At 32.9% G+C, this 2,057-nt stretch carries 2 protein-coding genes and 1 pseudogene; 2 read left to right on the top strand and 1 reads right to left on the bottom strand.

Features of this window, described 5'->3' with window-relative positions:
• Window positions 1-980: TIGR04084 family radical SAM/SPASM domain-containing protein (locus tag DMP16_RS09385; protein WP_306416247.1), on the top strand; the 980-nt coding region annotated here is incomplete at its 5' end.
• A 25-nt stretch (window positions 981-1,005) separates the two neighbouring features.
• The gene (locus tag DMP16_RS09380; RefSeq protein WP_069283806.1) at window positions 1,006-1,719 is read left to right on the top strand and encodes a hypothetical protein; all 714 of its coding nucleotides are present in this window, start codon (window positions 1,006-1,008) and stop codon (window positions 1,717-1,719) included.
• 55 nt (window positions 1,720-1,774) lie between these two features.
• Here the strand turns inward: DMP16_RS09380 and DMP16_RS09375 are convergent.
• Window positions 1,775-2,057, bottom strand: a pseudogene (locus DMP16_RS09375) (TIGR00303 family protein); the annotation flags it as partial.

Raw genomic sequence — 2,057 nt, 5'->3', positions numbered from 1 at the left:
TCGTGCCATACTCTGTAAACTATGATGTATTAAGCTTAAAGAAGATGATAGAAGAAGATAGAGACTCTACTATAATTTTTTATGGTGGAGAGCCTCTACTAAACCCAAAATTCATAATGAGCGTTCTAGATAATATTAAAGCTAGGAGATATGGTATACAAACAAACGGCACTTTATATAAGCTTTTACCAGATGAATATTGGAAGAGAATTAACGTTGTCCTCCTTTCGATTGATGGAAGAGAGGAAATAACTAATAAGCATAGGGGAAAAGGGATCTATGATGCGGTATTAAGAGCTTCTAAACATCTAAAAAGTCTCGGTGTGGAAACAATCGCCAGAATGGCTGTAACTCAAGATACTGATATTTATGAAGATGTAATGCATCTAATTAATCTCAAATTATTTGACAAAGTTCATTGGCAATTAGACGTAATATGGAGTGAAGAATGGGATTTTAAGAGCTGGGCATATTCCTCATACTTACCTGGCATTAGGAAGTTAGTACAATTTTTCTTGTCAAAACTAGAAGAAGGAGAGATAATTAAGATAATACCTATTCTAGGTGTAATAAGTGCATACTTCTTCGGAGGATATAAAGGATCACCTTGTGGTGCTGGTTATTCTTCAGTGACAGTTACTCCAGATGGTAGAGTTCTTTCTTGCCCTATTGCAGTTAGAGAGAAGTGGGCAGAGTTAGGTAACGTCAAAAATGGCTTCAGAATTATGGAAGATCCTTTGCCTCAAGATTGTAAAAATTGTGAATTCAGAGATTATTGTGGTGGAAGATGTCTGTACGCCCAGAAGGAGAGATATTGGGGTGAAGAAGGGTTTAAAGTAGTTGACGAGGTAAATAAGGAATATCTTAGGATAGTATTATCTATAATTCCCAAAGTTAAAGAATTAATTGCTAAAAGCAGAATAAAATTGAATGATCTGTATTACAACCCAATACTGGACTCAACAGAGGTAATTCCTTAAAAACTAGTATTAGTATATATAATGGATGAGCCTTCAAATTTATGAAGGAGAAAAATTATTAGATATGATTAAAAGTATGTTAAACACTGCTACTTCTTCAATATTACTAGTTACTTATGAAATGGACCAAGAGGCTGCTAAGGAATTGTTATTAAAGGCTGCTAGCGGTGTAAAAACAACGATAATAACTAGTGATAAGAATTGGGCGGGTTGGTTAAGCGTACAAAGAGAAGTTTATAAAAAGGACGAAGAAGCGAAGCTTAATAGTGAATTGAGTAATGCCCAAAGAACGTATAATCGGTTAATATATTTAGGGGTAATTATATCCGTATTAATCGTTATTGCAGATGTTATGATATATTTTATCTTAAATATGCAACACATGGTATTGAATATTTACTACATAGTATTACTCTCCGTAGTCGCAATACTTCTAATAAATTATTACGCGTTTAAGAGGAGAAAGCAAATGATTTCGCAAATTAATATATTAAGGGAAAATCTACAAAATCTAATGCAAGAAGTAAATCAAGTTAGGAATAAGATTAAGGAAAAATTAAATGTTATTCAGATTGATAAAAAAGTTTCATTCTCGATTTTGTCATGTGACGAAAAGGTAATTTTATTCTCAGCCCCCTTTGTAATATCAGATTTAGTTAATTCAATACATGTTGTAATGGAAGTTAGTAAGGACTTTGTACTCTCCAAAATTTTGCCGAAAGATTCACAAAATATATAATTTATAAATCTGACCTACTCCCCACCCTAAGGGGCAAGGCTTTCTTGTAATCTGCTTAACTATTTATTAGTTTTTTATACTGTTCATCTATTCTTTTAACTAATTCTTGATTAGATACACCTCTTATAAATGCCATTATGGATGCACCTCCAGCTCCCACACCTTCTTTGACAAAGCCTTTTTCATAAGATTTAATTCCATCAAAACTCGAGAGCGAAAGATCTATCATACTTGCCATTAATTTTACATCAACTTGTTTGACTAATCCCAACATATCCGCCGATTTATCTTCAATTATCCATCTTGTAGTACCTATAGTAATGTCTTTTAATTTATTC

Origin of the sequence: Sulfolobus sp. B1, from assembly GCF_007050195.1 — an archaeon.
GTDB lineage: Archaea > Thermoproteota > Thermoprotei_A > Sulfolobales > Sulfolobaceae > Saccharolobus.
The sequence above is the reverse complement of the archived record's forward strand: the minus strand, read 5'-3'. Positions and strand labels throughout refer to the sequence as shown.